Genomic DNA, 7,221 nt, shown 5'->3' with positions numbered 1-7,221 from the left:
TCCAAAAATAGTTCCAAGTAATCCCCAAAAAACTAAAATATAAAAATTTAATTTTTGTTGATAGACGAAAAACCCTCCCAAAGCATAAGGCAACTTTTGATTGAGTTAAGTCATCTGCATTAATGACCCCTGATTCTTTAAATTCTTCATATAAATCGTTTCCTTCTCTTGTTCTTTCTCCGACACCCCCAAAAACTGAAACCCCACCATGTTCCTTAGCGATATTGTTGATTAATTCTTGAATTAGAACAGTCTTTCCAACACCTGCTCCCCCAAATAAACCGACTTTTCCTCCCTGTCTATATGGAGCTAAAAGGTCGATAACTTTTATTCCAGTTTCAAAAACTTTTGGCTTAGTCTCTAAATCAGTTAATTTAGGAGCGGCTCTATGAATTGGAGAAGTATCATTTGTTTTTACTGGACCTTGTTCATCTACTGGCTCTCCTAAAACATTAAATATTCTTCCTAAAGTTGCTTCTCCTACAGGGACAGATATTGGAGCACCTGTGTCAATTGCCTCCATGCCTCTTACAAGGCCGTCTGTGCCGCTCATTGCTACTGCTCTGACTCTGTGGTCACCAAGAAGCTGTTGAACCTCTGCAGTTAGGGCAATTTCTTGGCCAGCAGGATTTTTTGCTTCAATTCTCAAAGCATTTAGTATCTTAGGTAATTTTCCGGCTGGGAATTCTACATCTAAAACTGGTCCAATTACTTGACGCACTACGCCTTTTGTTTGTGAAGAAGTTGATGGAGTTGCTACCATTTTTTATTAATTTGGTGATGAATGGCTGATTTTAAACAGCTTTTATTCCGAAAATACTACCATCTCATGGGTAAATTCGTTAAATGGGTTCGGCCAACCGCACAGTTGAAGTATGGTTTTATTACCGCTTCGCCGATTATGTTGTTGATGATACGGATCGAGAATTTTCTCTATCCTTTTTATGGCGCAAAGCGTCCCATTCATGATCCTCCATTAATCTATGGCAGCTGTTTCACTTACAGTCTCTACAGTAAAACCACTGGGAGATAGAATTTTTATTAAAGTTTCCGCATCTGAGGAAAAAACTGCTGGAGGCATTCTTTTGCCTGATTCAGCTAAAGAAAAACCACAGGTGGGAGAAGTTGCTCAGGTAGGTCCTGGGAAACTCAATGACGATGGTTCTCGACAAACTCCAGAAGTGAGTATTGGCGATAAAGTCTTGTACAGCAAATATGCTGGAACAGACATTAAATTGGGAGGAGATGAATATGTCTTGCTCTCTGAAAAAGATATTTTAGCTGTTGTAGGCTAAAATATTTGTTTCAAAAATTATTAAAACTTATTATTAAATTACTGCCTAAACATGGCTAAAAGAATTATTTACAATGAGCAAGCTCGTAGAGCGCTCGAGAGAGGAATCGATATCCTTGCTGAGTCTGTAGCTGTAACGCTTGGACCTAAAGGAAGAAATGTTGTCTTAGAGAAAAAATTTGGGGCTCCACAAATTATTAATGATGGTGTGACAATTGCTAAGGAAATTGAATTAGAGGACCACATTGAAAACACAGGAGTTGCATTAATAAGACAAGCTGCTTCGAAAACTAACGATGCAGCTGGAGATGGCACTACAACCGCTACCGTCTTAGCTCATGCAATGGTTAAAGCAGGTTTAAGAAATGTTGCTGCCGGAGCAAATGCAATTACCTTAAAAAAAGGAATTGATAAAGCTACTGAATTTTTAGTTGGCAAAATTCAGGAAAATTCTAAACCTATCAGTGATAGTAATGCTATTGCGCAATGCGGTACTATCGCTGCTGGAAATGATGAAGAAGTAGGTCAAATGATCGCCAATGCAATGGATAAAGTTGGTAAAGAAGGGGTTATTTCTCTAGAAGAGGGAAAATCAATGACTACTGAACTAGAAGTAACCGAAGGTATGCGTTTTGACAAAGGTTATATTTCTCCTTACTTCGCAACAGATACAGAGAGAATGGAGGCTGTTTTAGATGAACCATATATCCTGTTAACTGATAAAAAAATTGCATTAGTACAAGATTTAGTTCCTGTTTTGGAACAAATAGCAAAAACTGGTAAGCCATTAGTCATCATTGCTGAAGATATTGAAAAAGAGGCTTTAGCTACTCTCGTTGTTAATAGACTAAGAGGTGTCTTAAATGTGGCTGCTGTAAAAGCTCCAGGATTTGGGGATAGAAGAAAAGCTATGCTTGAAGATATGGCTGTTTTAACTAATGGTCAACTCATTACTGAAGATGCTGGACTGAAGTTAGAAAATGCTACCTTAGATATGCTTGGAACCGGTAGAAGAATAACTATCAATAAAGAAACTACAACTATTGTAGCTGAGGGTAATGAACAAGCTGTGAAATCAAGATGTGATCAAATCAAGAAGCAAATGGATGAAACAGATTCTTCTTACGATAAAGAAAAGTTACAAGAGCGTCTAGCAAAATTAGCTGGGGGTGTAGCAGTTATCAAGGTTGGAGCTGCAACTGAAACTGAGATGAAGGATAAAAAACTTCGTCTTGAGGATGCTATCAATGCTACAAAAGCTGCTGTTGAAGAAGGGATTGTTCCTGGAGGAGGGACAACTCTTGCTCATTTATCCCCAATACTAAAAGATTGGGCTGATAAAAATTTAGAGGGAGAAGAATTAATTGGAGCTAATATTGTTGAAGCTTCACTTACAGCTCCTCTTATGAGAATTGCAGAAAATGCAGGTTCTAATGGTGCTGTTATTGCTGAGAATGTGAAATCTAAGCCATTTAACGATGGATTTAATGCCGCTACAGGAGAATATGTTGATATGTCTTCCGCTGGAATAGTTGATCCTGCTAAAGTCACTCGTTCAGGATTACAAAATGCAGCTTCAATAGCAGGAATGGTTCTAACCACAGAATGTATAGTTGCAGATTTACCAGAGAAAAAAGATCCATCTTCTCCAGCTGGAGCTCCTGGTATGGGCGGCGATTTTGATTATTAACTAAATAAGATTAATTAATTAAAATTTAATAAAAAGGGATTATTTTAAATGATCCCTTTTTATTTGGAACTTATGAAATCCAACCAGCACTTAGAATAATTGCTAATGACAAAAATATAATTAAAAAAGTCCAAGTTATTTTGTTGAGAGATGCTTCAGCACTACTTGCACTATTGAACATTGAGCTTCCACTAGCTGCTATACCTCCCATTCCATCACCTTTAGGACTATGGAGTAAAACTAAAAGTATCAGAAGAATTCCAGAAAATACCCATATCCAACTAACAATTTGAATCATTTATAAAAGGCTAGTATTTACTCTAGACGTGTTGTACCACTTTATTATAACCTTTTAACTCGATTTCTTTAATTAATGTTTTCCCTGTCATTTCTTTAGGAACTGGAAGGTTTAATAATTGTAATAAAGTTGGTGCGATATCTGCTAGTCCAGCATTATCCCTTAAATAAATCTCATTTCCCTTATTGGGGATTTTTCTTTTTTCGCCCTCAACTAAAATTAGTGGAACTTTATTTATGGTGTGTGCTGTCCATGGTTCTCCTGCTGAACCCTTCATTACTTCTGCATTACCATGATCGGCTGTTATTAATATGCTTCCACCCATTTCTCCAGTAGCATTCACTATTTGACCTATACATTTATCTACTGTTTCTATAGCTTTAATTGTTGCATTCATATTGCCTGTATGGCCCACCATATCAGGATTAGCAAAATTGATTACTACAAAAGCATATTTTCCACTTTTAATCGCTTTAGAACAACTAATAGTTAATTCTTCTGCTGACATCTCGGGCTCCATATCATAAGTAGCGACTCTTGGAGATGGAATTAAATGTCTTTCCTCTCCTGCTAAAGGAATTTCTACTCCGCCATTGAAAAAATATGTAACGTGAGGATATTTTTCTGTTTCTGCTGTTCTATATTGCTTAAGTCCATTCTCTGAGACTATTTGTCCGATAAAATTATTTAGTGATTCAGGCGGAAATGCAACTTTAACAGGGAAGTTTGGGTCATATTGGGTAAAAGTGACTAAATCTAAGCTTGGAAGAACTTTTCTTTTGAACTCTGAGAATTTTTTCTCTGAAAGGGATTTGATTATTTGTCTCGCTCTGTCAGGACGGAAGTTAAAGCAAATCAAACTATCGCCATCTTTAAGATAGTTTTCAGATATTCTTATAGGCTCTATAAATTCATCAGTAATGTTTTTCTCGTAACTATTTTTAATGTAATCCTGCGGGGAAATATTTGTTACCTTTAAATTTGGATCAGTTAAATTAGCATATGCTTTTTCTGTTCTGTCCCATAAAAGATTTCTATCCATTATCCAATATCTTCCGCAAATAGAGGCTATTTCGCCTATTTTAAATTTTTTAATGCATGACTCTATTTTATTAAGATATTGAGTTGCACTTTTTGCTGGAGTATCTCTTCCATCAGTAATAATATGAATAGCAACGTTTTTAAGTCCAATATCAGATGCCCATTTTAATAAACCTTCTAAGTGATCGATATGGCTATGTACGCCTCCATCAGAACACAATCCAGTGATATGTAAAGTTGAATTGTTTTTCTTTAATGAATCAGCTATTTCCTTTAACTCATGAACCTGATTTAACTGATTGTTTTTTACAATATTTGTAATCCTTACAAGTTCTTGCTGAATAATTCTTCCCGAACCAATAGTAAGGTGACCTACCTCTGAATTACCCATTTGACCATCTGGAAGGCCTACATCAGATCCACTAGCGCTTATTAAAGTATGAGGATATGCATGCCATAACGAATCCATGATTGGCGTATTGGCACTTTTAATAGCATTGTGGGATATTTCTTCTCGATATCCCCACCCATCTAGTATTGCCAGAACTACAGGGCTCTGAGGAATATTTATTCTATTTATATTTTTGCTACTAATGTTTGACATATTTAGATCAATTTCACATTGGGTAATCCAACCTTAAATTTAGCTTTAAACGCTACTGATTAACAATTTATATTTAAAATAGTTAGCTTTTGCTAATTTATGAAAATATTGAATGAATTTAATTTATCGATAAATTATGTCCAATAAAACAAAAAGGATCGTAATTCTTAATGAAGTTGAGTTGAGGAAAACACTTTCGCGTTTAACTTCCGAAATTATTGAAAAAGTAAAAAAATTAGATAACCTTGTTTTGGTTGGTATTCCTACAAGAGGAATTACTCTGGCCGAAGTTCTCGAAAAAGAATTATTCTGTAAGACAGGCGTTAAAATTAGCAAAGGAATAATTGATCCAACTTTTTATAGAGATGATCAAAAAAGAGTTGAAACTCGTCTAATAAAAGCAACTGATATTCCAACTCCTATTGAGAAACAAGAAATTCTCTTAATAGACGATGTGATTTATACAGGGAGAACTATTAGAGCTGCAATTGATGCTCTATATTCATGGGGCAGGCCTAAAAAAGTGATGTTACTAGTCATGGTAGATAGAGGTCATAGAGAATTACCTATTCAACCAGATTTTTGCGGGAAAAAAGTTCCAACTAGTAAAAATGAAAGTATTAGTTTACGTCTTAATAATGTTGATAATGAAGAAGGGGTTTTTCTTGAATAGCTTTTTTGTTTAGTAAATATTACCTAAATTATATTCTCCTAAAAATTCATCTTTAATATCGAAACACCTAACTAATAAATCAGCTTTTTTAGTGATTTGGAAGAACAGTTTTAAACTATCCTTTCCAACAGGAGATTTATTTTTGAGCTCGATTTTGAGTGGTTTTTTATCCCATTTTACAATTTCTTCTTCACTTTGAACCTCTGCTAATTTTGGTAATCCATTTTCAAAAATTACATCATATTCTCTCTCTTTTAATGTTTCTCCAATAATTATTTCAAAAATTTTTTGATTATTATTACTAGCTTGAAGGACTAGTTTTAATGGGGTTTCAGTTGGCCATGTTTGACCTTTCCAATAAATAGGATGCCAGAAGTGTTTTTGGTCTCTTTTATTTAATAATCTTATGGATAATCCTTTATTTAAGATGTCTTTAATTTTTACCCCTGGGGTCATGGATAAAGCTCCAAGAGCTATTGATTCAATAGGAGGTGGTGACTTTATATCAATTTTTGAAATATTTTTTTTAATCCATTCTTTAATTAATGGTATTTGAGTACCACCTCCAACCAAAATAATTGTATTTAAGTCATCAGTTGTACAAAATTTACCTCTTGCTTCATTTAATAAGTCTTTAAGTAAGGAGTTAAGGTGATTAAGAAGATTATTCTCTATAATAATTTTCTCAAATATTTCTTTGCTTAAGTAAAATTCTTTTTCTTTATATCCTTCAGTAAATAATCTTATTGGGTATTTCGTTTCATATTTGACTGAAGATGAGCTGAGTTTACATTTTATTTCTTCTGCCTTTAAAAGATTAATTGAATATTTATTATCTGGAATAAAATAATCAACTATCCATTGATCAAGATCTTTGCCTCCAATTTTTGAGCCTACTTTGCTGATAATTTCTGCACACCTAATTTTTTGTTTTGAAGATGAGCTAACGTCATTGCCCTTGAATTTTAATAGTTCAGCTATTGGTCCAGATTTTCCTTCTCCACCCTCTATTTTGACAATATTCATATCGATTGTGCTTCCGCCAATATCTAATGTCATTATTTTGGAGCCAAATGGTAATTTAATCCCTAAACTTGCTGCAGTAGGTTCATCAACTAGTGCTATTTCATCAACAGTTATTTCTTTGCAAAGGTTAAGTAACCATTCCCTATAACCCTTATATGTATCAATCGGTGCAGTTAAAACAAGTCTCTTGATTTCAAGTTTTTGAGGAATGTTTGCCCATAAAACTTTAAAAAATTTTTCGCCGCATTCAGAGGGATTTAAAATATTTTTATGGGTTATTTTTTCACTTGGATTTCCAATTAATCTTTTGAAATTAGAATGAAAAAACAAATCAGAATTGGAGTTATCCTTCATCTTTAGAGCACAACTACCAATTTTGATTATTTCTGAATTTCCCTCGAACCAAACTGCTGTAGGAATAACTCCTGGAGATGCAGTAATATTTGGCATTTCAACTAAAATAGGATTACTATCTTTTTCATCTTGAAAAGCTACTACAGTATTGGTATTTCCTAAATCAATAGCGAGTGTTCCAGATAAATTTTCTTTCATTCGAAATTTTCTATGAATCAATTAAGTTAGTTTTGTAATTTAT

The 7,221-nt window shown here is 34.2% G+C and carries 6 protein-coding genes and 1 pseudogene; 3 read left to right on the top strand and 4 right to left on the bottom strand.

All coding sequences use genetic code 11. From position 1 onward, the window contains the following. Positions 1–763: pseudogene (locus HA145_RS08090) on the bottom strand (F0F1 ATP synthase subunit beta); the annotation flags it as partial. A 220-nt stretch (positions 764–983) separates the two neighbouring features. Here HA145_RS08090 and groES point away from each other — a divergent pair. Together groES and groL are read left to right on the top strand one after the other, a co-directional pair. After that, a complete protein-coding gene (gene groES / locus HA145_RS08085) occupies positions 984–1,295 on the top strand; it encodes a co-chaperone GroES (RefSeq protein ID WP_011377073.1) in 312 nt (103 codons plus the stop codon). A 51-nt stretch (positions 1,296–1,346) separates the two neighbouring features. Next, positions 1,347–2,984: a chaperonin GroEL gene (gene groL / locus HA145_RS08080; RefSeq protein ID WP_209128646.1), complete on the top strand. Its 1,638-nt coding sequence runs from the start codon at positions 1,347–1,349 to the stop codon at positions 2,982–2,984. Between the two features lie 70 nt (positions 2,985–3,054). On the opposite strand, the gene secG is transcribed toward groL, so the two are convergent. Both secG and gpmI read right to left on the bottom strand, forming a co-directional pair. Next, entirely contained in the window at positions 3,055–3,282 is a 228-nt protein-coding gene (secG, locus tag HA145_RS08075) for a preprotein translocase subunit SecG (protein ID WP_209128645.1), read from the bottom strand. A gap of 22 nt (positions 3,283–3,304) precedes the next feature. After that, the gene (gene gpmI / locus HA145_RS08070; protein WP_209128644.1) at positions 3,305–4,927 is read right to left on the bottom strand and encodes a 2,3-bisphosphoglycerate-independent phosphoglycerate mutase; all 1,623 of its coding nucleotides are present in this window, start codon (positions 4,925–4,927) and stop codon (positions 3,305–3,307) included. Positions 4,928–5,063: 136 nt separating this feature from the next. On the opposite strand from gpmI, the gene pyrR reads away from it, so the two are divergent. Next, positions 5,064–5,600, top strand: a complete 537-nt coding sequence (gene pyrR / locus HA145_RS08065; protein WP_209128643.1) for a bifunctional pyr operon transcriptional regulator/uracil phosphoribosyltransferase PyrR — start codon at positions 5,064–5,066, stop codon at positions 5,598–5,600. 9 nt (positions 5,601–5,609) lie between these two features. Here the strand turns inward: pyrR and HA145_RS08060 are convergent, their stop codons facing one another. Next, positions 5,610–7,178, bottom strand: a complete 1,569-nt coding sequence (locus HA145_RS08060) for an Hsp70 family protein (RefSeq protein WP_209128642.1) — start codon at positions 7,176–7,178, stop codon at positions 5,610–5,612. Between the last annotated feature and the right edge of the window lie 43 nt (positions 7,179–7,221).

Origin of the sequence: Prochlorococcus marinus XMU1411 (assembly GCF_017696075.1) — a bacterium.
Classification (GTDB): Bacteria; Cyanobacteriota; Cyanobacteriia; order PCC-6307; family Cyanobiaceae; genus Prochlorococcus_A; species Prochlorococcus_A marinus_V.
The sequence above is the reverse complement of the archived record's forward strand: the minus strand, read 5'-3'. Positions and strand labels throughout refer to the sequence as shown.